General features: G+C 68.3%; 23 protein-coding genes and 1 pseudogene. 22 read left to right on the top strand and 2 right to left on the bottom strand.

All coding sequences use genetic code 11. The features are described 5' to 3' along the window. Window positions 1-210 precede the first annotated feature (210 nt). The 15 genes and pseudogenes from pyrR (at window position 211) to IBX18_RS23220 (ending at window position 17,254) form a co-directional block, all read left to right on the top strand. Window positions 211-843, top strand: coding sequence for a bifunctional pyr operon transcriptional regulator/uracil phosphoribosyltransferase PyrR (gene pyrR, locus IBX18_RS23290; RefSeq protein ID WP_194835675.1), 633 nt, complete (start codon window positions 211-213; stop codon window positions 841-843). Next, on the top strand, window positions 840-1,799 hold the full coding sequence (locus IBX18_RS23285) for an aspartate carbamoyltransferase catalytic subunit (protein ID WP_147139463.1): 960 nt from the start codon (window positions 840-842) through the stop codon (window positions 1,797-1,799). Before pyrR ends, IBX18_RS23285 begins: the two co-directional genes overlap by 4 nt. Next, window positions 1,796-3,106 (top strand): dihydroorotase, encoded by a 1,311-nt coding sequence (locus tag IBX18_RS23280; RefSeq protein WP_194835674.1) that lies wholly within the window; start codon window positions 1,796-1,798, stop codon window positions 3,104-3,106. The genes IBX18_RS23285 and IBX18_RS23280 overlap by 4 nt, the downstream gene beginning before the upstream one ends. After that, complete coding sequence (locus IBX18_RS23275; RefSeq protein WP_135232042.1) at window positions 3,107-3,625, top strand: transporter; 519 nt, start codon at window positions 3,107-3,109, stop codon at window positions 3,623-3,625. Window positions 3,626-3,648: 23 nt separating this feature from the next. Next, the gene (carA, locus tag IBX18_RS23270) at window positions 3,649-4,797 is read left to right on the top strand and encodes a glutamine-hydrolyzing carbamoyl-phosphate synthase small subunit (protein WP_194835984.1); all 1,149 of its coding nucleotides are present in this window, start codon (window positions 3,649-3,651) and stop codon (window positions 4,795-4,797) included. After that, window positions 4,797-8,123 carry a carbamoyl-phosphate synthase large subunit gene (gene carB, locus IBX18_RS23265; protein WP_194835673.1) on the top strand — a complete coding sequence of 1,109 codons (3,327 nt, stop codon included), beginning with the start codon at window positions 4,797-4,799 and terminating at the stop codon, window positions 8,121-8,123. Before carA ends, carB begins: the two co-directional genes overlap by 1 nt. A 28-nt stretch (window positions 8,124-8,151) precedes the next feature. Continuing rightward, a complete protein-coding gene (gene pyrF, locus IBX18_RS23260) occupies window positions 8,152-8,976 on the top strand; it encodes an orotidine-5'-phosphate decarboxylase (RefSeq protein WP_194835983.1) in 825 nt (274 codons plus the stop codon). Between the two features lie 604 nt (window positions 8,977-9,580). After that, on the top strand, window positions 9,581-9,901 hold the full coding sequence (gene mihF / locus IBX18_RS23255; RefSeq protein WP_014986450.1) for an integration host factor, actinobacterial type: 321 nt from the start codon (window positions 9,581-9,583) through the stop codon (window positions 9,899-9,901). 8 nt (window positions 9,902-9,909) lie between these two features. Then, window positions 9,910-10,494, top strand: coding sequence for a guanylate kinase (gene gmk, locus IBX18_RS23250; protein WP_194835672.1), 585 nt, complete (start codon window positions 9,910-9,912; stop codon window positions 10,492-10,494). A 27-nt stretch (window positions 10,495-10,521) separates the two neighbouring features. Then, window positions 10,522-10,803 (top strand): DNA-directed RNA polymerase subunit omega, encoded by a 282-nt coding sequence (rpoZ, locus tag IBX18_RS23245; protein ID WP_194835671.1) that lies wholly within the window; start codon window positions 10,522-10,524, stop codon window positions 10,801-10,803. Window positions 10,804-10,846: 43 nt separating this feature from the next. Beyond that, entirely contained in the window at window positions 10,847-12,070 is a 1,224-nt protein-coding gene (gene coaBC, locus IBX18_RS23240; RefSeq protein WP_194835670.1) for a bifunctional phosphopantothenoylcysteine decarboxylase/phosphopantothenate--cysteine ligase CoaBC, read from the top strand. A 212-nt stretch (window positions 12,071-12,282) separates the two neighbouring features. Continuing rightward, complete coding sequence (metK, locus tag IBX18_RS23235; protein WP_107657937.1) at window positions 12,283-13,494, top strand: methionine adenosyltransferase; 1,212 nt, start codon at window positions 12,283-12,285, stop codon at window positions 13,492-13,494. 139 nt (window positions 13,495-13,633) lie between these two features. Next, window positions 13,634-14,005, top strand: a pseudogene (locus IBX18_RS42225) (primosome assembly protein PriA); the annotation flags it as partial. Between the two features lie 615 nt (window positions 14,006-14,620). Then, window positions 14,621-16,399 carry a primosomal protein N' gene (locus IBX18_RS23225; RefSeq protein WP_194836024.1) on the top strand — a complete coding sequence of 593 codons (1,779 nt, stop codon included), beginning with the start codon at window positions 14,621-14,623 and terminating at the stop codon, window positions 16,397-16,399. A gap of 456 nt (window positions 16,400-16,855) precedes the next feature. Further along, window positions 16,856-17,254 carry an SSI family serine proteinase inhibitor gene (locus IBX18_RS23220; protein WP_194835669.1) on the top strand — a complete coding sequence of 133 codons (399 nt, stop codon included), beginning with the start codon at window positions 16,856-16,858 and terminating at the stop codon, window positions 17,252-17,254. Here the strand turns inward: IBX18_RS23220 and IBX18_RS23215 are convergent. Further along, window positions 17,251-17,694 (bottom strand): DUF6196 family protein, encoded by a 444-nt coding sequence (locus IBX18_RS23215; protein WP_246181354.1) that lies wholly within the window; start codon window positions 17,692-17,694, stop codon window positions 17,251-17,253. The genes IBX18_RS23220 and IBX18_RS23215 overlap by 4 nt on opposite strands. A gap of 71 nt (window positions 17,695-17,765) precedes the next feature. Here IBX18_RS23215 and IBX18_RS23210 point away from each other — a divergent pair, with 71 nt between their 5' ends. Beyond that, window positions 17,766-18,371, top strand: a complete 606-nt coding sequence (locus IBX18_RS23210) for a TetR/AcrR family transcriptional regulator (protein ID WP_194835668.1) — start codon at window positions 17,766-17,768, stop codon at window positions 18,369-18,371. Further along, complete coding sequence (locus IBX18_RS23205) at window positions 18,368-19,060, top strand: hypothetical protein (RefSeq protein ID WP_194835667.1); 693 nt, start codon at window positions 18,368-18,370, stop codon at window positions 19,058-19,060. Before IBX18_RS23210 ends, IBX18_RS23205 begins: the two co-directional genes overlap by 4 nt. Window positions 19,061-19,863: 803 nt before the next feature. Here IBX18_RS23205 and IBX18_RS23200 read toward each other — a convergent pair. Further along, entirely contained in the window at window positions 19,864-20,709 is an 846-nt protein-coding gene (locus IBX18_RS23200) for an SDR family oxidoreductase (RefSeq protein WP_194835666.1), read from the bottom strand. 78 nt (window positions 20,710-20,787) lie between these two features. On the opposite strand from IBX18_RS23200, the gene IBX18_RS23195 reads away from it, so the two are divergent. The 5 genes from IBX18_RS23195 (at window position 20,788) to fmt (ending at window position 24,826) form a co-directional block, all read left to right on the top strand. Next, window positions 20,788-21,372 carry a TetR/AcrR family transcriptional regulator gene (locus IBX18_RS23195; RefSeq protein ID WP_306796372.1) on the top strand — a complete coding sequence of 195 codons (585 nt, stop codon included), beginning with the start codon at window positions 20,788-20,790 and terminating at the stop codon, window positions 21,370-21,372. 70 nt (window positions 21,373-21,442) lie between these two features. Further along, window positions 21,443-22,129 (top strand): PadR family transcriptional regulator, encoded by a 687-nt coding sequence (locus IBX18_RS23190; protein WP_373889220.1) that lies wholly within the window; start codon window positions 21,443-21,445, stop codon window positions 22,127-22,129. 61 nt (window positions 22,130-22,190) lie between these two features. Next, window positions 22,191-23,198, top strand: coding sequence for an alpha/beta fold hydrolase (locus IBX18_RS23185; RefSeq protein ID WP_194835664.1), 1,008 nt, complete (start codon window positions 22,191-22,193; stop codon window positions 23,196-23,198). A gap of 138 nt (window positions 23,199-23,336) precedes the next feature. Next, complete coding sequence (def, locus tag IBX18_RS23180) at window positions 23,337-23,903, top strand: peptide deformylase (protein WP_194835663.1); 567 nt, start codon at window positions 23,337-23,339, stop codon at window positions 23,901-23,903. After that, entirely contained in the window at window positions 23,903-24,826 is a 924-nt protein-coding gene (fmt, locus tag IBX18_RS23175) for a methionyl-tRNA formyltransferase (RefSeq protein WP_194835662.1), read from the top strand. The genes def and fmt overlap by 1 nt, the downstream gene beginning before the upstream one ends. The last annotated feature ends 863 nt before the right edge of the window (window positions 24,827-25,689 follow it).

Genomic DNA, 25,689 nt, shown 5'->3' with positions numbered 1-25,689 from the left:
GCAGATGAGTCCCGAGCAACCGGTGGGACGGGCAGCCGACTCGATCATCGCGGTGCGCTCATGATCCAGCGTGGCCCCGCTCACAGCCCGGCCGTGGCCCCGCTCACACCGTGCTACACCTGGTGAAAGTCGGGTTTGGACCGCTGTTACGCTGCTTGCCGTAAGACATCCTTTAACGGACCGTCCGGTGAGGCGGGGAAGGAGGTCGGCATGGCCGTGCCCGAACGGGCCGCCAAGTCCGGCGCTGCCGAGTCATCGCAGCGACACACCCCCGAGGGGGTGGAGGCGGGGCGGGAGCTGTTGTCGGCTTCCGATGTGAGCCGGACCATCGCGCGTATCGCGCATCAGATCATCGAGAAGACCGCGCTGGACGCGGGTGAGCAAGGCGCGCCGCGCGTCGTGCTGATCGGCATCCCCACCCGGGGCACCTCGCTGGCCGCGCGGCTCACCGACAAGATCGAGGAGTTCTCCGGCGTCCGCCCGGCCCTCGGCTCGCTCGACATCACCCTCTACCGCGACGATCTGCGCACCCGGCCGCACCGGCCGCTGGAGCGCACCTCGGTCCCGGAGGGCGGCATCGAAGACGCGCTGGTCGTGCTGATCGACGACGTCCTCTTCTCCGGCCGCACCGTGCGCTCCGCCCTGGACGGGCTGCGCGACCTCGGCCGCCCGCGCGCCGTGCAACTCGCGGTGCTCATCGACCGCGGCCACCGCGAACTCCCGATCCGCGCCGACTACGTGGGCAAGAACGTGCCCACCTCGCGCTCCGAAGACATCTCGGTCCTGCTCACCGAACACGACGGCCGCGACGGCGTTTATCTGCGCCAGGAGGCGGACGCGTGAGGCACCTTTTGACTGTCGGCGATTTGGATCGCGCCACCGCGACGGAGTACTTGGACGAGGCCGAACGTTTCGAGCAGGCGCTGCTCGGCCGCGAGGTGCACAAGCTGCCGACCCTGCGCGGACGCACCGTGATGACGGTGTTCTACGAGAACTCCACCCGCACCAGGGTGTCGTTCGAGGTCGCGGGCAAGTGGATGAGCGCCGACGTGATCAACGTCAGCGCCAGCAGCTCCTCGGTCTCCAAGGGCGAATCCTTGCGCGACACCGCACTCACCCTGCACGCCGCGGGTGCCGACGCGCTGATCGTGCGGCATCCGGCTTCCGGTGCGGCACACCAGATCGCGCGCTGGATGGACGCCTGGGCGGTGCAGTCCGGCCGCACCTCCGGCCCGGCCATCATCAACGCGGGCGACGGCACGCACGAACACCCCACCCAGGCGCTGCTCGACGCGCTGACCCTGCGTCAGCGGCTCGGCGATATCGAGGGCAAGCGGGTCGTCATCGTCGGTGACATCCTGCACAGCCGGGTGGCCCGCTCGAACGTCTTCCTGCTGGCGACCCTCGGTGCGGAGGTGGTGCTGGTCGCGCCGCGGACCCTGCTGCCGGTCGGCGTGGACGCCTGGCCCGCCAGGATCGCGCACTCGCTGGACGCCGAATTGCCCGGCGCCGACGCGGTTCTCATGCTGCGTGTGCAGGCCGAGCGGATGAACGGCGGCTTCTTCCCGTCGGCCCGCGAATACTCGATCAATTACGGACTGTCCGAACGCAGGCTCGCGCTGCTGGACGAGCACGCGACGGTCCTGCATCCCGGCCCGATGCTGCGCGGCATGGAAATCGCCTCGCCGGTGGCCGATTCGGCGCAGGCCGCGATCTTGCAACAGGTGACGAACGGAGTACACATGCGCATGGCCGTCCTGTTCCGGCTGCTGGTCGGTACGCAGGAGGCGGTGGCATGACCGAGCTGTTGATCAAGGGCGCCTTGGTTTATGGCGAGGGCGAGCCGGTCGACGTGCTGGTCGCCGACGGTGTGATCCGGGAGATCGGCGCCGATCCCGCCGCAGGCGACGACGTGGAAGTCATCGACGCCGCCGGACAGATCCTGCTGCCCGGCTTCGTCGATCTGCACACGCATCTGCGCGAGCCCGGCCGCGAGGACACCGAAACCATCGAATCCGGTTCCGCCGCAGCCGCGTTGGGCGGTTACACGGCGGTGTTCGCGATGGCCAACACCAACCCGGTGGCCGACTCGGTGGTCGTCACCGATCACGTGTGGCGGCGCGGGCAAGAGGTCGGCCTGGTCGACGTGTACCCGGTGGGTGCGGTCACCGTCGGTCTCGAGGGCAAGCAGCTCGCCGAGATGGGCACGATGGCAGCCGGTGTCGGCGCGGTGCGGATGTTCTCCGACGACGGCCACTGCGTCTACGACCCGCTGCTGATGCGTCGCGCGCTGGAGTACGCGAACACTCTCGGCGTGCTGATCGCCCAGCACGCGGAGGAGCCGCGGCTCACCGTCGGCGCGATCGCGCACGAGGGCCCCACCGCGGCCCGGCTCGGCCTGGCCGGTTGGCCGCGCGCCGCCGAGGAGTCGATCGTGGCGCGCGACGCGCTGCTGGCCCGCGATGCCGGTGCGCGCGTGCACATCTGCCACGCCTCCACCGCGGGCACCGTCGAGCTGGTGAAATGGGCGAAGGCGCAAGGCATCTCGATCACCGCCGAGGTCACTCCGCACCACCTGCTGCTCGACGACTCGCGCCTGGAGACCTACGACGCGGTCAACAAGGTCAACCCGCCGCTGCGCGAGGCCTCCGACGCCGCCGCGCTGCGTCAGGCGCTGGCCGACGGCATCATCGACTGCGTCGCCACCGACCACGCCCCCCACGCCGAGCAGGACAAGTGCTGCGAGTTCGCCGCGGCCCGCCCCGGCATGCTCGGCCTGGAGACCGCCCTGTCGATCATCGTGCAGACAATGGTGCAGCCCGGTCTGCTGGACTGGCGCGGTGTCGCCAGGGTGATGAGCGAGCAGCCCGCCGCGATCGTCGGGCTCGACGAGCACGGCAGGCCGATCGAGGTCGGTGAGCCGGCGAACCTGACGCTGGTCGACCCCGAGGCCAGCTGGACGGTGCGCGCCAAGGAGCTCGCCAGCATCTCGAACAACACCCCGTTCGAGGACATGACGTTCCCGGCCCGAGTGACAACGACGTTGCTCAGGGGGCGGGTGACCGCCCGCGAGGGCAAGGCGGTGGGTAACCGAGGAGGTCCGTAAGTGGAGAGAACACTGTGGGTAATCGGGCTTGCCGCGCTGTTCGCCCTGTGCATCTGGCTGATGTATCGGGGCTGGCAGAACCGGGCCGCGCGCCAGGTGAGCAGCATCGGCGAACTGCCCGCCGTGCCCGCCGATCTCGGCGCCCAGCTGCTCGAGCCGACCACCGGACTGTATCTCGGCAGCACCATGGCGCCCAGCTGGCAGGACCGGATCGCGGTGGGCGACTTGGGTTTCCGGGCCACGGCGGAACTCACCCGGTTCGAACGAGGAATTCTGCTCGAGCGTGACGGCGCGACGGTGATCTGGATCCCGCAGGAATCCATCACCGCGGTGCGCACCGAGCGCGGGCATGCGGGCAAAGTGATGACAGAAGATGGTGTGCTGGTAGTTCGCTGGAAGCTGCCCACCGGAACCGAGATAGATACCGGTTTCCGCGGCGACGACAAGTCGGTGTACCCGGCTTGGACGCGTGGCCTGCAGGCGGACCAGACCAGCACGACGACGGGAGACGACGAATGACCGCAGTATCGCGCAGCGATTCCATGGGGGGTGGAGGTCGGGCGACGGGATGGGCGACGACGCAACAAGACGCTGCTCTGGTGCTGGAGGACGGCCGGGTATTCCGCGGCGCGGCCTACGGCGCCGTGGGCGAGACGCTCGGTGAGGCGGTGTTCTGCACCGCGATGACCGGGTACCAGGAGACCCTCACCGACCCCAGCTACCACCGCCAGATCGTGGTCGCCGCGGCACCGCAGATCGGCAACACCGGCTGGAACGACGAGGACGACGAGTCCGGCAAGATCTGGGTCGCCGGTTACGTGGTCCGCGACCCCGCCCGCCGCGCCTCCAACTGGCGCGCCACCAGCACGCTGCCCGAGGCGATGCAACGCCAGGACATCGTCGGCATCGCGGGCATCGACACCCGCGCCCTGGTGCGGCACCTGCGCACCCGCGGCTCGATGAAGGCGGGCATCTTCTCCGGCGCCGCCCTCGCCGACACCGACGAGCTGCTCGGCCGGGTCACCGGCCAGCCGTCCATGCTCGGCGCCGACCTGGCCGAGGAGGTGAGCACCGACTCGGTGTACACCATCGAGCCGACCGGCGATCCCCGATTCACCGTTGTCGCAGTCGATCTCGGCATCAAGACCAACACCCCGCGGATGTTCGCCGAGCGCGGCATGCGGGTGCACGTGGTGCCGTCGAACGCCTCGATCGAGCAGATCCTTGACCTGAAGCCGAACGGGGTCTTCCTCTCCAACGGCCCCGGCGACCCGGCCACCCAGGACGGCGCGGTCGCGCTGACCAGGAGCGTGCTGGAGCGGGGCGTGCCGCTGTTCGGCATCTGCTTCGGCAACCAGATCCTCGGCCGCGCGCTCGGCCGCGACACCTACAAGATGAAGTTCGGCCACCGCGGCATCAACATCCCGGTGATCGAGCACGGGACCGGTCGCATCGCGATCACGGCGCAGAACCACGGCTTCGCCCTGGAAGGCGAGCAGGGCGAACAGTTCGACACCCCGTTCGGCCGCGCCGAGGTCAGCCACGTCTGCGCCAACGACGGCACCGTCGAGGGCGTGCGCCTGATCGACGGCCGCGCGTTCTCGGTGCAGTACCACCCGGAGGCCGCCGCCGGACCCCACGACGCTGCTTATCTCTTCGACCGCTTCGCCGGTCTCATGGAAGGGGCCTGATGCCACGCCGCACCGATCTGAAGCACATCCTGGTGATCGGCTCCGGGCCGATCGTCATCGGCCAGGCCTGCGAGTTCGACTACTCCGGCACCCAGGCGTGCCGGGTCCTGCGGGCCGAGGGCCTGCGGGTTTCACTGGTGAACTCCAACCCGGCGACCATCATGACCGACCCCGAGTTCGCCGACGCCACCTACGTGGAGCCGATCACGCCGGAGTTCGTCGAGAAGGTCATCGCCAAGGAGCGCCCCGACGCCATTCTGGCCACCCTCGGCGGCCAGACCGCGCTGAACACCGCGGTCGCGCTGCACGAGAACGGCGTGCTGGAGAAGTACAACGTCGAGATGATCGGCGCCGACTTCGACGCCATCCAGCGCGGTGAGGACCGGCAGAAGTTCAAGGACATCGTCGCTAAGGTCGGCGGCGAAAGTGCCCGCTCCCGTGTCTGTTACACGATGGACGAGGTGCGCGAGACGGTCGCCGAGCTGGGATTCCCTGTCGTGGTGCGGCCTTCGTTCACCATGGGTGGGCTCGGCTCCGGAATGGCTTACAACGACGAGGATCTCGACCGCATCGCCGGCGGCGGCCTGGCCGCTTCGCCGACCGCGAACGTGCTCATCGAGGAATCCATCCTGGGCTGGAAGGAATTCGAGCTCGAGCTGATGCGCGACAGCCGCGACAACGTCGTGGTGGTCTGCTCCATCGAGAACGTCGACCCGATGGGCGTGCACACCGGCGACTCGATGACCGTGGCCCCGGCCATGACGCTCACCGACCGCGAATACCAGAAGATGCGTGACCTCGGCATCGCGATCCTGCGCGAGGTCGGCGTGGACACCGGCGGCTGCAACATCCAGTTCGCGGTGGACCCGGCCGACGGTCGCCTGATCGTCATCGAGATGAACCCGCGCGTCTCGCGCTCGTCCGCATTGGCTTCCAAGGCAACGGGATTCCCGATCGCCAAGATCGCCGCCAAGCTGGCCATCGGCTACACCCTCGACGAGATCGTCAACGACATCACCAAGGAGACCCCGGCCTGCTTCGAGCCGACCCTGGACTACGTGGTCGTCAAGGCGCCGCGGTTCGCGTTCGAGAAGTTCCCCGGTGCCGACCCGACGCTGACCACCACCATGAAGTCGGTCGGCGAGGCAATGTCGTTGGGCCGCAACTTCGCCGAGGCGCTCGGCAAGGTGCTGCGCTCACTGGAGACCAAGGCCGCGGGCTTCTGGACTCAGGCAGACGGCAAATGGACTGACGTCGAAGCGATTCTGGAAGACCTGCGTACCCCGATCGAGGGTCGCATCTACCAGGTCGAGCGGGCGCTGCGACTCGGCGCGAGCATCGAAGACGTCGCTGCCGCTTCGGGTGTCGACCCGTGGTTCGTCGCCGAGGTGGCCGGCCTGGTCGAGCTGCGCCAGGAGATCATGGACGCGCCGGTGCTCGACGAGACCTTGCTGCGCCGGTCCAAGCACTACGGCCTGTCCGACGGTCAGATCGCCGCGCTGCGCCCGGAGTTGGCGGGGGAGACCGGCGTTCGGTCGCTGCGGCACCGGCTCGGGGTCCGTCCGGTGTTCAAGACGGTCGATACCTGCGCCGCCGAGTTCGAGGCCAAGACGCCGTACCACTACTCGACCTACGAGCTCGATCCCGCCGCGGAATCCGAGGTAGCGCCGCAGCGTGAGCGCGACAAGGTGATCATCCTCGGCTCCGGTCCGAACCGGATCGGCCAGGGCATCGAGTTCGACTACTCGTGCGTGCATGCGGCGCAGACGCTGTCGCAGGCCGGGTACGAGACCGTCATGGTCAACTGCAACCCGGAGACCGTGTCCACCGACTACGACACCGCCGATCGGCTCTACTTCGAGCCGCTCACCTTCGAGGACGTGCTCGAGGTGTACCACGCGGAAACCGAGTCCGGGCACGTCACGGGCGTGATCGTGCAGCTGGGCGGGCAGACCCCGCTCGGCCTCGCGCAGCGGCTCACCGACGCGGGCGTCCCGGTGGTCGGCACCAGCGCCGCCGCCATCGACCTGGCCGAGGACCGCGGCGAGTTCGGCGACGTGCTGGTCGCGGCCGGACTGCCCGCACCGAAGTACGGCACCGCGACCACCTTCGCGCAGGCAAAGAAGATCGCCGCGAGCATCGGCTACCCGGTGCTGGTTCGCCCGTCCTACGTGCTCGGCGGACGCGGCATGGAGATCGTCTACGACGAGAACTCCTTGGAGGGCTACATCTCTCGGGCCACCGAGCTCAGCCCCGAGCATCCGGTGCTGGTCGACCGGTTCCTGGAGGACGCCATCGAGATCGACGTCGACGCACTGTGCGACGGCGAAGAGGTCTACCTCGGCGGTGTGATGGAACACATCGAAGAGGCGGGCATCCACTCCGGTGACTCCGCCTGCGCACTGCCCCCGATCACCCTGGGCCGCAGCGACATCGAGGCGGTCCGCCGCTCGACGGTCGCGCTGGCCAAGGGCATCGGCGTCAAGGGCCTGCTGAACGTGCAGTACGCGCTCAAGGACGACGTGCTCTACGTGCTCGAGGCGAATCCCCGGGCCAGCCGCACGGTTCCGTTCGTGTCCAAGGCCACCGCGGTGCCGCTGGCGAAGGCGGCCGCGCGGATCGCGCTGGGCGCCACCATCGCCGAGCTGCGCAAGGAAGGCATGCTGCCCAGCGAGGGCGACGGCGGGCACGTCCCGCTCGACGCACCGGTGGCGGTGAAGGAGGCCGTGCTGCCGTTCCACCGGTTCCGCAAGGCCGATGGCACCGGCGTGGATTCGCTGCTCTCCCCGGAGATGAAGTCCACCGGCGAGGTGATGGGCATCGACGCCGACTTCGGCACCGCCTTCGCCAAGAGCCAGACCGCGGCCTACGGTTCGCTGCCCACCGAGGGCACCGTGTTCGTCTCGATCGCCAACCGGGACAAGCGCGCCATGGTCTTCCCGGTCAAGCGCCTCAACGACCTCGGGTTCCGCATCCTGGCCACCGAGGGAACGGCGGAGATGTTGCGCCGCAACGGTATTCCGTGTGAGCGGGTGCGCAAGCACTCGGACCCGGAGACCGTGGGCGCCGACACCGACGCGCCGCAGCCGACCATCGTCGAGATGATCAGGGACGGCGAGATCGACATGGTGTTCAACACTCCGTACGGCAACTCCGGTCCGCGCGTGGACGGCTACGAAATCCGCAGCGCCGCGGTCGGGGTGAACATCCCGTGCATCACCACGGTGCAGGGCGCGGCCGCCGCGGTGCAGGGCATCGAGGCGAGCATCAACGGCGGGATCGGGGTGCGTTCGCTGCAGGAACTGCATTCGGTGCTGCGTGGCTGAGCCGAGGTCGACGGACGGAGTGGATGCGGTGCAGACCTTCGGTGACCGATTGCAGCACGCCATGGGGCAATTCGGCCCCGTGTGCGTCGGCATCGATCCGCACCCCGCCCTGCTGGAGTCCTGGGGCCTCGGCGCCGACGCGGACGGACTGGAGAAGTTCGCGGAGATCTGCGTCGAAGCCTTCGACGGCTGTGTCGCGCTGGTGAAGCCGCAGGTCGCGTTCTTCGAGACCTACGGCTCGGCCGGAATCGCGGTGCTGGAGCGCACGATCGAGGTGCTGCGCGGCTCAGGCACACTGGTGCTCGCCGACGCCAAGCGCGGCGACATCGGCTCCACCATGGACGCCTACGCGCAGGCCTGGCTCGCCGACGGCCCGCTCGGGTCGGACGCGGTGACGGTCTCGCCGTACCTCGGATTCGGCTCGCTGGCACCGGCTTTGGACCTGGCCGAGGCCAACGGCCGCGGGGTCTTCGTGCTCGCCGCCACCTCGAATCCCGAAGGGGCGCAGGTACAGCGGGTCGTCGCGGGGGACGGCCGCACCATCGCCCAGACGATGGTCGACGAGGCCGCCGCGCGGAACAAGGGCGCGGAATTCGGGTCCGTCGGCGTGGTGATCGGCGCGACGTTGACCGAGGCGCCGGACCTGTCCGCGCTCAACGGGCCGATCCTGATGCCCGGTGTCGGAGCCCAGGGCGGTGGCCCGGAAACCATCCGTGACCTGGTCTCGGAGGGGATGCTGGCGGCCGCGGTGCCTGCCGTCTCGCGGGAGGTGTTGCGCGACGGGCCGTCGGTTCCGGCCTTACGCGCCAGATTGAACGAACTGCAGGACGCGTTCGCGTTCCTGCGGAAATGACCAACGAGACCGGCGCATCCGCGCCGGTCTCGCTGCTTTTCCGGGGCTCATGTGCACGTGTGCATACGGCCCGTAGCGGGGCCTGTGTGCCCCGCTACGCCCGTTTCCGGGCCCGTTGGTGCCCGGGGTGAGCTGACGGGCCTGGATCAGCCCAGCGGGGCGATCTCCTGACCTGCCTCTCGACAACTCGGCCGGGCGGATCGACAATCGATCGGCGCTGCGGTGCTGCCGAATCGGTCATTCGACCTGTCTGTGGCCCACGACACGCTGACGGACAACGCGACACGCGGGCATTTCCGAGAAAGTTCCTGGTCGGCTGGGCGCAGGTTTGCTGGCGACACGTGTCACGTCATAGCAACCCTTCCGCTAACCTGTGTCAATCATGAAAACCCCCTGCTGACGAGGCATTTCGTGATTTCGGCGGTACGATCTGCGCAGCGACAGAGGAACGGTGCGGAACGTGCTGCTCTCGCGTCTACGGCATCCGGAATCATGCGCTGACCTGGGGGGTGGGTTCGCAATCGGCGGAGGTCGTGGGTACGGTCGCTGAGACTGCCGGGTTACCGGCAGGAGTTGATGCAATGAACGATGAGACGGAGGAACCGTGGCCCTTCCCCAGCTGACTGACGAGCAGCGCGCCGCTGCTTTGGAGAAGGCGGCTGCCGCTCGCCGCGCTCGGGCGGAGCTCAAGGAGCGCCTGAAGCGAGGCGGCACCAACCTGAAGCAGGTCCTCACCGATGCCGAATCCGATGAGATTCTCGGCAAGATGAAGGTGTCGGCGCTGCTGGAGGCCTTGCCGAAGGTGGGCAAGGTCAAGGCAGCGGAAATCATGAGCGAACTGGAGATCGCCCCCACCCGGCGTCTGCGCGGACTCGGCGATCGGCAGCGCAAGGCGCTGCTCGCCCGGTTCGACTTCGACGCCTGATAACGAGGGTGGTCGAACAAACGCGGAAGGGTCGGCTGGTTGTACTGGTCGGCCCCTCGGCCGTCGGAAAGTCGACCGTGGTCCGTTGTGTCCGCGAGCGACTGCCGCACCTGATCTTCAGTGTGTCGGCAACGACTCGGGCCCCTAGGCCCGGGGAGGTCGACGGTCTCGACTATCGATTCGTGTCCAGGGAAGAGTTCGACGCCATGATCACGGCGGGCGAACTACTCGAGTGGGCGGATATACACGGTGGTTTGCAACGTTCGGGCACCCCGGCCGCGCCGGTACGGGCCGCCCTCGCGGAGGGTCTGCCCGTACTGGTCGAGGTCGACCTCGAAGGCGCACGCGCGGTACGCAAGGCAATTCCCGAAGCCACGCTCGCCTTCCTCGCCCCGCCCAGCTGGGAGGAATTGGTATCCCGGCTCACGTCGCGCGGCACCGAATCACCCGAGGTGATCGCGCGCAGGCTGGAAACCGCCAGGACCGAATTGGCGGCCTGTGACGAGTTCGACATCGTCATCGTGAACGACGAGGTGACCACCGCCTGTGAGCAGTTGGTATCGTTGTTCGTTAGCACAAATTCGAGTTCGTAACCCTTCCAACGCGCAGGAGCCCCCCTAGTGAGCAGTACGGACAGCAAGACCGTTCCCGCATACGACACTCCGATCGGCCTGACCAACCCCCCGATCGATGAGCTGCTGGAGCGCACGTCGTCCAAGTACGCCCTGGTCATCTACGCAGCCAAGCGGGCGCGTCAGATCAACGACTACTACAACCAGCTCGGCGACGGCATCCTCGAATACGTCGGCCCGCTGGTCGAGCCCGGCCTGCAGGAGAAGCCCCTCTCGGTCGCGATGCGCGAGATCCACTCCGACCTGCTCGAGCACGTCGAAGGCGAGTAGCCGGACTGCTCGCAGTGAATTCAACTAGGCCGGAGGCGTCGTAGTGACCACACGGATCGTCGTCGGCGTCGGCGGAGGGATCGCCGCGTACAAGGCCTGCGCGCTTGTCCGGCGGTTCACCGAGACCGGGCACAAGGTCAGGGTGATCCCCACCGAGTCGGCGCTGCAGTTCGTCGGCAAGGCAACCTTCGAAGCGCTCTCCGGTAACCCGGTGCACACCGACGTGTTCACCGATGTGCCGGAGGTGCCGCACGTTCGGCTGGGCCAGGAGGCGGACCTCGTGGTCATCGCCCCGGCGACCGCCGACCTGATGGCGCGCGCGGCCGCCGGTCGCGCCGACGACCTGCTCACCGCCACGCTGCTGACGGCCCGATGTCCGATCGTGTTCGCGCCCGCGATGCACACCGAGATGTGGCAGCATCCGGCGACCGTGGCCAATGTCGCGACACTGCGCGCGCACGGCGCGATCGTCATGGAACCCGCAGCGGGCAGGCTCACCGGCACCGATACCGGACCGGGCAGGCTGCCCGAGCCGGAGGAGATCTTCGGGCTCACCACGCTGCTGCTCGAACGCGCCGACGCCATCCCGCGCGACCTGGAAGGCCGCCGGGTGGTCATCACCGCGGGCGGCACCAGGGAACCGCTGGATCCGGTGCGTTTTCTCGGCAACCGCAGCTCGGGCAAGCAGGGCTATGCCCTGGCCAGGGTCGCGGCCCAGCGCGGTGCGCACGTCACGCTGATCGCGGGCAACACCATCGAGATGGCCGCGCCCGCGGCGGTCGACCTGGTGCACATCACCACCGCCGAACAGCTCAAGACCGCGGTCGACAAGCACGCCGTCGGCGCGGACGCGGTGATCATGGCGGCGGCGGTGGCCGACTTCCGGCCCACCGATGTGGCCGCGGCCAAGATCAAGAAGGGCGCCGGCGAGCCGGACGTCATCGCGCTGACCAAGACCGACGACATTCTCGCCGGTCTGGTGCAGGCGCGCCGGGAAGGGCATCTGCCCGGCACCGCGATCGTCGGATTCGCCGCCGAGACCGGTGACGAGCACGGCGATGTGCTCACCTACGCGCGCGCCAAACTGGCCCGCAAGGGCTGTGACCTGCTGGTGGTCAACGCGGTCGGCGAGGGCAAGGCGTTCGAGGTCGACACCAACAACGGCTGGCTGCTCGGTGCGGACGGTACCGAACAGTCGCTCGACCACGGGTCGAAGGCGCTGCTCGCCAGCCGGGTGCTCGACGCGCTCGGGCCATTGTTGCGCTGAAATCGATTGCAAGACTGGATAATGATCCGAGTGGCAAGCCATCGGCACCGTGGTGCCCGGGGGGTCCGGGCGACGAACTGTCTGAGATAGAGGTCTCTCGGCGCTCGGAACGTCAGTGGTTTGCCATAGTCTGAGATGAAGGGTTGCGGGGTGACGGCATCGCGTTACTGTCGCAAACCAGAGGAATACCCGTTGAGGGAGAGGGAAGAACTGTGCGCACGTCCGGCAGCCGGCTATTCACCAGTGAGTCCGTGACCGAAGGTCACCCGGACAAGATCTGTGACGCCATCAGCGATTCCATTCTCGACGCGTTGCTTGCGGAAGACCCGCGCAGCCGGGTCGCGGTGGAAACTCTCGTAACCACAGGCCAGGTGCACGTCGCCGGTGAGGTCACCACCTCCGCCTACGCCGATATTCCCCGCATCGTCCGGGAAAAGGTGCTGGAGATCGGATACGACTCCTCGGCAAAGGGTTTCGACGGCAACTCCTGCGGTGTGAACATCGCGATCGGCGCGCAGTCGCCCGACATCGCCCAGGGTGTGGACACCTCGCACGAGGCGCGCGTCGGCGGGTCCGACGACGAGATCGAGAAGCAGGGCGCGGGCGATCAGGGCCTGATGTTCGGCTACGCGACCACCGATACCCCCGAACTCATGCCGCTGCCCATCGCGCTCGCGCACCGGCTCTCCCGCAGGCTCACCGAGGTTCGCAAATCGGGCGTGCTGCCCTACCTGCGGCCCGACGGCAAGACCCAGGTCACCATCGAATACGACGGCGACCGCCCGGTTCGGCTCGACACCGTCGTCATCTCCACCCAGCACGCCGCGGACATCGACCTGGACAACCTGCTCGCCCCCGACATCCGGGAAAAGGTCGTCGAGGCCGTGATCGCCGACCTCGAGCTGCCCTCGCTGGACACCTCGAACATCCGGCTGCTGGTCAACCCGACCGGCAAGTTCGTGCTCGGCGGCCCGATGGGTGACGCGGGCCTGACCGGCCGCAAGATCATCGTCGACACCTACGGCGGCATGGCCCGGCACGGCGGCGGCGCCTTCTCCGGCAAGGACCCGTCGAAGGTGGACCGCTCGGCCGCGTACGCCATGCGCTGGGTCGCCAAGAACGTCGTCGCGGCCGGCCTGTCCGACCGCGTCGAGGTCCAGGTGGCCTACGCCATCGGCAAGTCCGCGCCCGTCGGCCTGTTCGTGGAGACCTTCGGCACCGAGAAGGTCGACCCGGCCCGCATCTCGGCCGCCATCTCCGAGGTCTTCGACCTGCGCCCCGGCGCGATCATCCGCGACCTGGACCTGCTGCGCCCGATCTACGCACCGACCGCCGCCTACGGCCACTTCGGCCGCACCGACGTCGACCTGCCCTGGGAGCACACGGACAGGGCAGATAAATTGCGCGCAGCCGTCGGGCTGTAGGGATGGGGCCGGTGCCGGTGTGGGCGTGTCGTCCTGCCCTGGGAGGCTCCATCCGATTTGGGCGGACAAGCTGCGAGCGGCCGTCGGCCTGTAGGCCGACGCCACCCGAGTGAACAAACCCGCGGCGGACACCCCCGCCATCCCGGGGGTACCGCCAGCGGGCCCCGCAGCCGTGGAGCACCCGATCGCTCGGGTGCTCCCGTTGCTGTCTCCGGCGCATTTGGACCGGGACTTCGACTATCTGGTGCCGCCTGAACTGGATGCCCTTGCGCAGCCGGGTGTTCGGGTGCGCGTTCGGTTTGCGGGGCGGCTGGTCGACGGGTATCTGCTGGAGCGTCGTACGCACAGTGATCACGGTGGGAAGCTGGTCGCGCTGGAGCGGGTTGTTTCCGGTGAGCGGGTGCTGACGCCTGAGATTTTGCAGCTTGCTACCGCGGTGGCTGCCCGGTATGCGGGTACTCGTGCCGATGTGTTGCGGTTGGCGATTCCGCCGAGGCATGCGCGCACGGAAACCGGTGGGGCGAAGAAAAAATCTGCCGAAGCAGATGCCGCACAAGAGGATTCGTCGGCTGCGACGAAGGCTGGGAAGCGGCGCGGTGGTTCGGCTGCGAGTGTCCCGCTGAAGGTGAAGTCGGCGTCGGATGTGGGGGTTGCCGATTCGGCTGGGGTCGAAGCTGATTCGGTAGAGGATAAACCGGCGGTGGATTCGACTGCCTCAGCCGGTGCTGCCAGCGCGGTGAGCTCTGTTGCCGCGCAACGTGTCTCGACTACGCCAGCAGGCGTTAATGAGCCAGTGCAGTCGTCGGAGTCGGCATCCCCGACCACCGTTTCGGATCGAATCGAGACCGATTCCGTCGCGCTCGATCCGGCCGTCGCTCCGGAGTTTCGCGAGGGTGCTGTGACGGCCGCGGCCGATCCTGTAGCGACGCAAGATGTCTCGTCCGTGTCGTCCGGCACGGATGGTGCTACCCCTCCGATGCAGTCGTCCTCCGATGTGCCGCCGAATGCGAATTCCGCTGGTGGAGTGGCTGATTCGGTGAACGGTGATCGTGCGGCAGACGAGGGTAGCTCGGCCGACGCCCCCTCGGAGAAGGCTGAGTCCGCAGGGACGCAAGAAGATTCGTCCGTGTCATCGGGCACCGATGCCGCGCCGGAATCGAACGCCTCGAATGCCGCGGAAACAGCAGCGGATTCGGCGGCCGACCCGAGTCGAACCACAGCCGCAGCGGACGACAGTGCCGAGCCTGTGTCTGGGTCGGCGACAGCCCAGGACGACCAGCAGGTCACCGTCGACCACGGCCCGTGGGGACGGTATATCCACGGCCCGGCGTTCATGACCGCACTGGAGCAAGGCAAGGGACCACGGGCGGCGTGGCAGGCGTTGCCGGGGGAGGACTGGCCGCGCCGCTTGGCGGAACTGGCCGCCTCGGTGGTCGGGCGCGGACGTAGCGCGATTCTGATGGTGCCGGATCAGCGAGATCTGGATCGGGTGCTGGCGGAATGCACTCGGCTGATGGGGGATTCGGCGGTCGGCCTGTCCGCCGGCCTCGGACCTGCCGCACGGTATCGGCGCTGGCTCGCGGTGCTGCGCGGGACGGCACTGGTGGTGGTCGGTACCCGCAGTGCGGTGTTCGCACCCGCGAAAAACCTCGGACTGATCGCGATCTGGGACGACGGCGACGACACCTACGCCGAACCGCGCTCGCCGTATCCGCATGCGCGCGAGGTGGCGATGCTGCGCTCGCACGAGACGGGAGCGGCGTTCGTCGCGGCCGGTTTCGCGCGGACCGCCGAGATCCAGGCGGTCGTCGAGTCCGGCTGGGCGCACGACCTGGTCGCCGACCGGATGGTGGTGCGGGACGCGGCACCGCGGATCAGCGTGCCCGGCGATACCGATATCGCGCTGGAGCGGGATCCGGTCGCGCGTGCGGTCCGCATCCCCGGCGTGGCCTACGCGGCCGCGCGGTCGGCGCTGAAGGAGGGCGCAGGCGTGCTGGTGCAGGTGCCGCGGCGCGGATACGTCCCGTCGCTCGCCTGCGCGAAATGCCGGACCCCGGCCAGGTGCCGGCACTGCAACGGACCGCTCGCGCTCCCGGATGGTCGTGCGCGGCACAGTGATTCGCAAGGCGACGCCGCGCACAGTCCGAATTGCCGCTGGTGCGGCATCACCGAGGCCGCCTTCCGCTGCGCGTCCTGCGGGTCGCGCGCGTTGCGTGCCGTGGTGATCGGCGCGCAGCGCACCGCGGAGGAACTCGGCCGGGCGTTCCCCGGTGTGCCGATTCGCGGATCGGGCGGCGGTGCAATGCTCGACACGGTCGAACCCGGCCCGCAGGTCGTGGTCGCGACCGTCGGTGCCGAACCGGTACTGCCAGGTGGTTACGGCGTCGCGCTACTGCTCGACAGCTGGGCCCTGCTGGGCCGCGCGGACCTCCGCGCGTCCGAGGATGCGTTGCGCCGCTGGATGACCGCCGCGACCCTGGTCCGGTCGCGCGGTCAGGTCATCGTGATGGGCGACCCGGGTATCCCCACCGTGCAGGCCCTGGTCCGCTGGGACCCGGTCGGTCACGCGCGGGTCGAGCTGGCTTCCCGCGCCGAGGTCGGCTTCCCGCCCGCCGTGCGGATGGCCGCCGTCGACGGCACCTCCGAATCCATCAACGAATTGCTCACCGCCACCGACCTTCCGGACGACGTCGACGTCCTCGGCCCGGTCCCACTACCGGACGGCGCCCGCAAACCCTTCACCTCCGGCGATTCGCCCGCCGAAGTCGAACGCATCCTGCTGCGCGTCGACCGCAAGTCCGGCGCGGCACTGGCACGCGCGCTCACCGCCGCCCAGGCGATCCGCAGTACACATCGTTCGGACGCGCCACTGCGCGTGCAGATCGACCCGGTAGACATCGGCTGATCGAGGCTTCGCTCTCAGCGGCGGGATCGACTCTCGATTCCTGGTGCGGAAAGTGCGCCACAAAGTTGTGCGGCAACGGGCGACGGTGAGTTGTTGGCCGTAGGCGGCGCATGGCGGCGGCAAAGGAACAGACCCGCCGCCATGTCCCGTTCGACGTTCGGGTTGGGTGCGGGTGGGACATGGTGGCGGCAGGCGTCGAGTAGATCGGCCGCCATGTCCCGTTCGACGTTCGGGTTAGGTGCGGGTGGGACATTGGGGCGGCGAACGTCGGGGAGGCCCGCCGTAGTGCGCTACTCGCCGGAACGCCGGGGTGCGATCGGCTGAATCGACCGACTGCCCGTCACAACGGATGTCGGCCCAGCGTGCGGTGGGCCACTGCGCCGAATTCGGCACGCCCTGCGGCGAGTTCGCAGGCAGTTGACGGGAACGCGCTGCGCATCGTGATTGAGTGGACCGATGACGACCCCTTCGCTCCGCCGCACCTCAGCGTCCGTGTGCTTTGTGCTCGTCGCCCTGACTTCCACAGCCTGCACCGCCGACGACACGAATCCGGCGAAGTCGATCCTGACCTTGTCCGTTTCCCCGCAAGCTCCGGGCTCGGCCGGGACGCGCATCGCCCTCACCTGCGAGCCCACCGGCGGCGAGCATCCTGCCGCGGACGCGGCCTGCGCTGCGCTGACCGCGGCCGACGGCAACTTCGACAAGCTCGCGGGCGATCCCACCGCCGTCTGCGTGCAGGTCTACGAGCCGGTCACCGCCATGGCCACCGGCACCTGGCGGGGCAGGTCGGTCACCTGGGAGAAGACCTTCGGCAACAAGTGTGAACTGAGCGCCCGCACCACGCCCGTCTTCTAGCTCTCGGCGGTGCGCAGCGCCTCGATCTCCCGCTCGACCGCGGCGAGCAACTCGACCGGGCAGCCCCAATAGTCGTAGATGCCACCGCGGTCCCGGTTGCTGCCGCAGACGATGAACACCCCGGTGCCGAGTGCGCGTTTGAGGTGGCCCGCCAGCCAGCCGACGAAGCCGCTGTTGTCCAGCCCGGTGGGGAAGTGGAACGAGAACAGGCCGAACTTCTCCACCTCGGCGCCCTCGGCCTCGGCGAACGGGACGAGCGCGCTCCAGCTCTCCGCGTCACGGACCACGGCGAGCGTCCGCGGCGTCAACTGCGGCGGCTCGGCCAGTGGGCTCTCCCGGAAACACCACACGCCGTCGTGCACGTCGAGGTCCGCTTCCGCGATGACCCGCCGAAGTCGTTGGGCCGTTTGGGCTTCGGTCTCGATGCTGATATCCACCACCAGCCAACCGTAGCAATGGTCTCTCGTAGTTATTCTTTAACTGGCCGATCAGTTAATGATAAGATCTGACCATGGCCAGAACTGTCGATCCGAATCGTGTCGCCGAACGCCGGCACGCCATCACCCTGGCCGCCGCCGAGCAGTTCGCCACGCACGGCTACGAACGCACCACCGCCACACAGATCGCCCGCGCCGCAGGCCTGAGTTCGGGCAGCGTCTTCTACTACTTCAAGGACAAAGCCGCCGTCTTCCGCTCCATCTTCGAGCTGTCGATTCCCCAGCACGCCACGGTGATCGCCCGCCATATCGACCGAACCGATTGTCTCGCCGCCATTCTCGACATCGTCGAAGCGCTGGCCGCCGAGGCGCTGGACCCGGCGGCGCCCGGGTTGATGGTGGAGCTACTGCGTCGCCTCGGTCAGGACGTGGAGCTGACGAAGGTTGTTGTGGAGGATGCGCGATTGAGTGCCGAGGCGCTCGGCGCACTGGTCGAACGCGGCATCCGCACCGGGCAGATCGACCCGGGCTTCGAACCCATGGAGACCGCGCGCTGGATTCTCGCCGTCATCGACGGCGCCTTCCTCAATGCCGACCCCGATCACCCGCGTGACCCGCGCCCGCTGGTGCGCGCGACCGTATCCCGGCTGTTGCGGCCGATCGAAACGGAGCACCCATGACCACCACCTCCACACCCACTGTGCTGCGCTTCTCCTCGATGTGGCGCTGGCTGTTCGTGATCGGCGGACTGGCCGTCGGCTGCGGCCTCGGCTTCGCGGTACCGCCGGTCGGGCGCTGGGCGATCGGCATCGGCCTGGATCCCGGTCCGCTCCAGGTGGCAATGACCGTACCGCCGGTCTGGCTGGTGCCGGTCACAGCGTGCCTCGGAATCTGCGCGGGCCTGGTGCTTTTCGAGATCGGCCGCAAGGAGAGCCTGACCCTCACCGTCGCCGACGACCACGTCGAACTGGTCAAAGAGGGTCGCGCACAACACGTGCCGCGCAAACACGTCGCCGCCGTCTTCCGTGAGGACGCCGACCTGGTGCTCACCGATCACACCAACCGCCGGCTCGCACGGTTCCGCGCAAATGACCTGCGGCGCACCGATATCGAGAATGCGTTCCGCAATCACGACTATCCGTGGCTGACCCAGAACGACCCGTTCGGCGCGGATTTCATTCGCTGGGTCGACGGCCGACCCGAGACCGGAAAGGAAGCCGACGCCCTGCTGCGCGCTCGACGGCGCGCACTCGCCGACGAAAAGCCGCTCGCCGTCGAGGAACTCGACGAGGAACTGCTCGGCCTCGGCATCGACGTCCGAGACCGTCAGGGGGAACAGCACATTCGAACGTTCGGCCAGGTCGAGTAGAAGACCTCGTCCGGTGACGAGGCGAGTCTCGCCTGGTGGGCCCATGTGGCCCAAGCCGAAAGAACTCGCCGGCCTCATCAACACGGTGGCCAACCGAACGGCCCAATAGCCGCACCCTCACTCGGGATCCGCACTGATTAGGGGCTCCTGAAGCCAGTGCGGATCCCGAGAACAAGTGCGGGACTCAGCAGTCGGCGCCTACCTGACCAGGCAAACCGTGCCCGGTGACCATGCGAACCTTGCCCGGAGGCCAGGCGCACCGTGTCTGGTGGTCAGGCGAATCTTGGCCGGCGGTGAGGCGAACGTGCCCGGCGGTCAGGCGAACCGTGCCCGGCGGTCAGGTGAACCTTGCCCGGTGACCACGCGGACCGTGCCCGTTGGGCAGGCGAGTCTCGTCTGGTGGGCGCATGTGGTCCGAGCCGAAAGAACTCGCCGACCTCATCAACACGGTGGCCAACCGAACAGCCCAATAGCCGCACCCTCACTCGGGATCCGCACTGATTACGGGCTCCTAAAGTCAGTGCGGATCCCGAGAGCCAGTGCGGGACTCAGCAGGCGGCGCCTACCTGACCAGGCAAACCGTGCCGGTGACCAGGCGGACCGTGTTGGTGATCATGCGAATCTTGCTCGGTGACCATGCGAACGGTGTCTGGTGGTCAGGCGAATCTCACCCGGTGGCCAGATGAACCTTGCCCGGTGGCCCGGTGGCCCGGTGACCAGGCGACCCGTGCCCGGCGGCCAAGCGAACCGTGTCTGGTGGTCAGGCGAATCTCGGCCGCTGGTCAGGCAACCTCGCCCGGTAATCAGGCGAACACGTCTCGATTACGTTCGGCCCATTCGGCGTATGTCGCGGCCGCCCGGCCCAGCACTCGCCGCACGTCCTGGCCGACCTCCTGCTCGGCGGCGGTCGGTTCCCCCAGAATCGACAGCGTGTGCTCGACCACCGGCCCGGGCATGAACTGCGACATTCCCGTATATGCCTGCGCCCGAGTCAATTCCACGAATCGCACCGGTGCGTCGAGCGCGGCACCGATGGCCGCCGCCTGCTCCTGCGGTGTGCTGAGCTCGGGTCCGGTCAGGGTGTAGACCTGACCGGCGTGCCCGTCCTCGGTCAAGGCCGCAGCAGCGACAGCCGCGATATCGGCGGGATCGATGGACGGCAAGCCGACCGCACCGAAGGGCGCCGCGACCGTCCTTTCGGCTCGCACGGACTCTGCCCACGCGTACGTATTGCTGTAGAAACCCGCGGGCCGCAACATCGTCCACTCCAGCCCGGATCGCCGAATGGCCTCTTCGAAGGCGATCAACCGGGCATAGCCCTGGGCATCACTCCTGGTGGCAACCCCTTGCGACGACACGAACACCACCCGCCGCACACCACCGGCCTCAGCGACCTTCAGCGGCAGCTCGGGATCCGGGCCGCTGACCAGTTGCTCGCCGGTGATGAGCAGGAACAGCGCCTCGGCACCTGCGACGGCAGGGGCGAGGCTGTCCGGATCGCCGAGGTCGGCACGCACTGAGCGCACTCCGTCCGGTAGCGCGACATCCCCGCCGCCTCGCGAAATCGCGGTGACCTGCTGGCCTGCCTCGACGAGTGTCCGCACGAGGTGTGCGCCGATGTTTCCGGTTGCTCCGGTAACCACGATCATCTTGTTCTCCGTTTGAGTTAGTTGACTGACTAAATCGAACATAATCGACGAACGCCCAGCTTGTCTATAGTGAGTTACGTGACTAACTCAGCAGCCGACGAACGCCCGAAGGGTGGTAAACGCGAGCGGCTCGGCGCCGCCGCGGCCCGCGTCTTCCATGAGCAAGGCGTCGAAAAGACCACCATCGCCGACATCGCCCACGCCGCGGACGTGCCGGTCGGCAACGTCTACTACTACTTCAAAACCAAGGACCAGCTGGTCCGCGCCGCGATCGGCGCCCACGACCAAACGCTGAACGGCCTGATCGCCACGCTCGAGCAGTTGCCCGCGCCGCAGGACCGGCTCAAAGCCCTGATCGGCGGCTGGGTCGACGAACGTGAGACGGCCGCGCGATTCGGCTGCCCATCGGGCACCCTCGCCGCCGAACTGGACAAGCGCACCGACGGCCTGGACCGCGAACTCGCCGGTGTCATGCGGCAGCTGGTCGACTGGGTCGAGGCGCAGTTCGCGGCCATGGGTCGCGCAGATGCCGAGGAGCTTGCCGTCGCGTTGATCGCCGCCTACCAGGGAATCTCGTTGCTCACCAACACCTTCCGCGATCCGGAGCTGATGGTGACAGAAGGGGAGAGGCTGGCGCGCTGGATCGACTCGCTGGCCTCCTGAGCCCTCGATGCCACGGGAATACGCTCCCGGACTCTTGCGTTCGATGCATTGACGATATATCGTCGATAATATGAAACGAACACGAGAGCCTGAGGAGGCCTACATGGAACACCAAGGACATCGAGATTTCGGCCGACGTGGCCCCCGGCAGCGCCCGGGCGGCGAAGACTTCGACCCCCGTCAGCGGTTCCGTCGCGGCGGACGACACGGGCACGGACCCGACTTCGGACCGGGCTTCGGCCCAGGATTCGGGCCCGGTTTCGGACCGCACTTCGGTCGCGGTCGTGGCCGCGGCGGACGTGGCCGGCGCGGCGACGTGCGGGCGGCGGTGCTGCTGCTGCTCACCGAGCGGCCGATGCACGGTTATGAACTCATCCAGCAGATCCGCGAACGCAGCGACGACATCTGGCGTCCGAGCCCGGGGTCCATCTACCCCGCGCTGGCACAGCTGGAGGACGAGGGCCTGGTCCTCATCGAGAAGATCGCCGGGCGCAAGACGGCTCAGCTGACCGAGGCGGGCACCGCGTACGTCACCGAGCATCGGGACGACATCGGCGACCCGTGGGCCGACGTCAAGGAAGACGTCGGCGCGCAGGCCATCGACCTGCGTGAACTCGTGGGCCAGCTGATGGGCGCGGTCGCACAGGTCGCGGCGGCGGGCACACCGGCGCAGGCGGCCCGCGCGGCGGAGCTGCTCACCGAGACCAGAAAGTCTCTTTACCGAATTCTGGCTGAAGACGAGACCCCCGAAAAGTAACGGGGTGTGAAACACCGCGTCAGAGTGCACATTTGAGGCGGGTTCGGTAGATCATTGTGAGATGCGACAGTTTCGGGGTTTGTGGGTTTGGGGATTTTCACACTTGGGTAAGGCGGTGTTGGCCGCCGCGCTGGTTGCCGTAGCGATACTCGGCACCGGTGTGGCGCAGGCCGAGCCGTCCGGCTACCGGCCGCCCGAGGTCCCCACCCAGCCCGGCCCGCCGCAGACCGACCACCTGGGCGCGGCCCGCTATCTGAAGACCCACGACAACGTGGTCCCGTTGGGCACCAACAACTTCGGCTGCAAGCCGACCGCTGCCCACCCGCGCCCCGTCGTCCTCGCACACGGTACCGACTCCAGCGCCTACTCGGACTACTCGGCCATCGCGCCGCAACTCGCCGCCGCCGGATTCTGCGTCTTCGCGCTCAACTACGGCGGCACCCCGGGGGCCGAAAGCTACGGCACCGAGGACGTGGTGCTCAGCTCGCACCAGATCGGCGCGTTCGTCGACCAGGTGCTCGCGGCCACCGGTGCGAGCCAGGTCGACCTGGTCGGGTTCTCCCAGGGCGCCACGGTCACCCGCTTCTACGTCAACAAGCTCGGCGGTGCGCCGAAGGTCGGCCAGTGGGTCGGGCTGGCGTCGCCGAGCTACGGCGGGGTGATGTACGGACTGGTGCCCGTCGTGGACGCGGTGCCGGGCGGGATGATGGCGTTCGCCAGGGTGACCTCGCTCGCCGCGGTGCAGCAGGCGCAGGGCTCGCCGGTCATGGTCGAACTCAACGCGGGCGGCGACACCGTGCCCGGCCCGAAGTACACGACCATCGGCAGCAAGGTCGACGAGATGATCCAGCCGAACAGCAATATCGCGCTGCGCGGCCCCGGCGCGGTGAACATCTCGCTGCAGGACCGCTGCGCGATCGACCTGACCGGACACTTCCACATGGTGTACGACCCGTTCGTGCAGCAGCTGCTGCTGAACGTGCTGGACCCGAGCACCCCGGCGCCGGTCTGCAGTCCGGTGATGTTGGGCACCGGCATTCCCGAAGTGATCATCGCCGGAAACTCCTGACCAGGGCGGCCGGGCGGGGGACAGTTCACCCCGCCCGACCGCAATGGAGTTCTACCAGCTTCGGGCTGGTGGATCGGGGACATTCGGTCGTCTCACTAGAATGAGACGACCGTGTTCGTCCGCCTCCGGGAGTTTGCCGTGACCATTCAGTCAGTTCGCCTGTTCGGCGATCCCATCCTGCGCGCCCGCGCGGCGGAGGTCACCGTATTCGACCGGGAACTGCAGCAGCTGGTGACCGACCTGACCGACACCATGCACGACGATGGTGGCGTCGGCATGGCCGCACCGCAGATCGGAGTGGGGTTGCGTGTTTTCGTGTACGACACTCATGACGCCGCGGGGCATCTGGTGAACCCGCAGTGGGAAGTCGTCGGCGACGAAGAGCAGGTCGGGCCCGAGGGCTGCCTATCGATTCCGGGGGTGCGCTACGACACCCGGCGCGCGCTGCGGGTCAAGGCGACCGGCGTCGACATGCACGGCGCGCCGGTCGAATTCATCGCCGACGGGCTGCTGGCCCGCTGCGTGCAGCACGAGACCGACCACCTCGACGGGGTGCTGTTCATCGATCGGCTCGACCCGGCGGCGCGCAAGGACGCGATGCGGACCATTCGCGAATCCGACTGGTTCAGCGCGGGCGTCACCGTGCGTCCGTCGCGATCGGTGAGTGGAGCGGGCCAGGCCGGTCCGTTCGGACGGGGTCGCTGATGCGCATCGTCTTCGCGGGCACGCCGGAACCGGCCGTGCCGTCGCTGCGGCGCTTGATCGAATCCGAGCGCCACGAGGTGATCGCCGTGGTGACCAGGCCGGACGCGGTCGCCGGGCGCGGGCGCAAGGTGACCAGGTCGCCGGTCGGGTTGCTGGCCGACGAGCACGGGATCCCGGTACTGACACCGCGTCGTCCGTCCGAGCCCGAGTTCATCGAACAGCTCACCGCGCTGGCGCCCGACTGCTGCCCGGTCGTGGCCTACGGTGCGCTGCTGCCGCAGCAGGTGCTCGACATCCCCCGCTTCGGCTGGATCAACCTGCACTTCTCGCTGCTGCCCGCGTGGCGTGGCGCGGCGCCGGTGCAGGCCGCGATCGACGCGGGTGACGAGATCACCGGCGCGGCCACCTTCCAGATCGAAGCCGGGCTCGACACCGGTCCGGTATTCGGCACGGTGACCGAGAAGATCGCCGTCACCGACACCGCGGGCACCCTGCTCGACCGGCTCGCCGTGAGCGGCGCCAAGTTGCTCGAAGCGACCCTGGACGGCGTGGAAGACGGGACCCTGCAAGCGGTTCCGCAATCCAATGAAGGAATCTCGCACGCGCCCAAGATCACTGCCGAGGCCGCGCACATCCGCTGGGACCTGCCCGCGCTCGCCATCGCCCGCCGTATCCGTGCGGTTACTCCCGCGCCGGGAGCATGGACGGAAGTCGACGGCAATCGCCTGAAGATCGGTCCGGTCGAAATGGTGGAGGAAGAACTGCCGCTCCGGACCATCGAGGTTCGTAAGTCCGGTGTCTTTGTCGGCACCGCAACTACGGCGCTTCGCCTGAATCAGGTTCAGCCCCAAGGCAAACGCATGATGGCGGCCCTCGACTGGGCACGCGGCGCACGATTGCAGCCCGGCGCGGTGGTCGAGTGACGATTCGCGATCGTCCGGGAACATCGGTGCGGCGGAAGGTGGTCCGCGCTGAAATCGCCACGCTTTTGCCGCGGCGCGCGTTGGCAGCCCGGCGCGGTAGCCGAGTGACGATCCTCGATCGTCCGGGCAGGTCGATGCGGTGGGTGTTCGTCCACGGCGACGCCGCCCCGCATCTGGAGCAGCGTGCTTTCGCCGCCGGGCGTAGTGGTGGAACGCAGATCAACGAGCGCCCCAACAGCACAACCCCGGCGCGGCCGAAGATGGCCCGCCGCCCCCTTCCTATCCGTGGCGATGCGCCGCGACCTCAACGAGAGCGGTGGAGCATGACAGCACGGTGCAAGATCTCGCTAACCGACCGAGCTGTCGCAGCCGGCTCCGCGCAGGGGGCGATAGCTGGTTTCGCGCAGAGGGCGGCGGCCGGCTTCGCACACAGCGGGTCAACGCGGTTCGCACGGGGCGGGGCTGCTGGTTTCGCACAGGGCGGCGTGACCGGACTCGCGCAGGGCACAGCGGTTGAATTCGCGCAGGGCTCGGTGATCGCATGACGACGCCGGAGCGGAAGCGCGGCAACGAGTCTCGCGATTCCGGTCGACCGCGTAACGACCGGTCGGGCAGTGCTGAGTCCGCGCGGGGTGGATCGGCTCCGCGCGGTGCGCGCGCGGCCGATGGATCGGCCGGGCGGTCGGGCAGTGCTGAGTCCGCGCGGGGTGGATCGGCTCCGCGCGGTGCGCGCGCGGCCGATGGATCGGCCGGGCGGTCGGGCAGTGCTGAGTCCGCGCGGGGCGGGTCGGCTCCGCGCGGTGCGCGCGCGGCCGATGGGTCGGCCGGGCGGTCGGGCACTGGGCGAAGCGCGGGATCGGCTA

The organism is Nocardia sp. XZ_19_369, from assembly GCF_015355715.1.
Lineage (GTDB): Bacteria > Actinomycetota > Actinomycetes > Mycobacteriales > Mycobacteriaceae > Nocardia.
The sequence above is the reverse complement of the archived record's forward strand: the minus strand, read 5'-3'. Positions and strand labels throughout refer to the sequence as shown.

Excerpts from the sequence above, each read along its gene's own strand:
- IBX18_RS23185 (WP_194835664.1), top strand. The coding sequence starts at position 22,191 with ATGCGACAGTTTCGGGGTTTGTGGGTTTGGGGATTTTCACACTTGGGT.
- carB (WP_194835673.1), top strand. The coding sequence starts at position 4,797 with ATGCCACGCCGCACCGATCTGAAGCACATCCTGGTGATCGGCTCCGGG.
- IBX18_RS23220 (WP_194835669.1), top strand. The coding sequence starts at position 16,856 with ATGACGACCCCTTCGCTCCGCCGCACCTCAGCGTCCGTGTGCTTTGTG.
- IBX18_RS23280 (WP_194835674.1), top strand. The coding sequence starts at position 1,796 with ATGACCGAGCTGTTGATCAAGGGCGCCTTGGTTTATGGCGAGGGCGAG.
- carA (WP_194835984.1), top strand. The coding sequence starts at position 3,649 with ATGGGGGGTGGAGGTCGGGCGACGGGATGGGCGACGACGCAACAAGAC.
- fmt (WP_194835662.1), top strand. The coding sequence starts at position 23,903 with ATGCGCATCGTCTTCGCGGGCACGCCGGAACCGGCCGTGCCGTCGCTG.
- IBX18_RS23210 (WP_194835668.1), top strand. The coding sequence starts at position 17,766 with ATGGCCAGAACTGTCGATCCGAATCGTGTCGCCGAACGCCGGCACGCC.
- IBX18_RS23190 (WP_373889220.1), top strand. The coding sequence starts at position 21,443 with ATGAAACGAACACGAGAGCCTGAGGAGGCCTACATGGAACACCAAGGA.
- IBX18_RS23205 (WP_194835667.1), top strand. The coding sequence starts at position 18,368 with ATGACCACCACCTCCACACCCACTGTGCTGCGCTTCTCCTCGATGTGG.
- pyrR (WP_194835675.1), top strand. The coding sequence starts at position 211 with ATGGCCGTGCCCGAACGGGCCGCCAAGTCCGGCGCTGCCGAGTCATCG.
- IBX18_RS23200 (WP_194835666.1), bottom strand. The coding sequence starts at position 20,709 with ATGATCGTGGTTACCGGAGCAACCGGAAACATCGGCGCACACCTCGTG.